Source organism: Acinetobacter legionensis, assembly GCF_048551735.1.
In the GTDB taxonomy this organism is placed as follows: Bacteria; Pseudomonadota; Gammaproteobacteria; order Pseudomonadales; family Moraxellaceae; genus Acinetobacter.
This window is the reverse complement of sequence record NZ_JBIMBV010000090.1, coordinates 1-537: the sequence shown is the minus strand read 5'-3', so window position 1 is coordinate 537 and position 537 is coordinate 1. Positions and strand designations below refer to the sequence as shown.

1 protein-coding gene is annotated in these 537 nt (G+C 39.3%); it reads left to right on the top strand.

Annotation, left to right across the window (positions count from 1 at the left end):
- A partial coding sequence (locus ACG9ZL_RS21145) for a hypothetical protein (RefSeq protein ID WP_419361881.1) occupies positions 1-393 on the top strand: 393 nt, incomplete at its 5' end.
- Positions 394-537 lie beyond the last annotated feature (144 nt).

The following is a 537-nucleotide window of genomic DNA, read 5'->3' as shown; positions in this document are numbered from 1 at the left end:
ATCAAAGACGCTCAATCACAGGCTGTAAAAAGAAAGGCTAAAGCTGATTTAAGCGCAGAGCAAATATCAATATTCAAAGAGTTTCATTCCAAGGCATCACATGGCGATATTACGTTGCTTGCAAGGTTGACAGGTGTTTCAGCAACAACATTGAAGTCAACCATGTATGGCGAAACTGTTATGAAAAAAGATCGATGGGATAGGGTTAAAAAGCATTTGCTGAGTTTTGACTATTCAATCAATGAAAGCGCTATCAAAGGAAGATTGAAGAAAGAAATCAATGAATTGGATCAGAAAGCATATCGAAAAGCTTATAGGGCTGAATGGCAAAAGGTACAGAGAGCCAAGCTTAAACAGATAACAGAAAAGTATTGTGGAGTGGTGGCACTATGACAACTATAAACAACCTGACAATTGAGCAGATGCGAGAGATTGTTGAGGGTGCGCCTGATACGGATATGCCTATGCATTACAACATAACAAATGGCGTATGGATAATGACTGGCTATGCAAATCGCTACTTTGTAGATGGTGAGT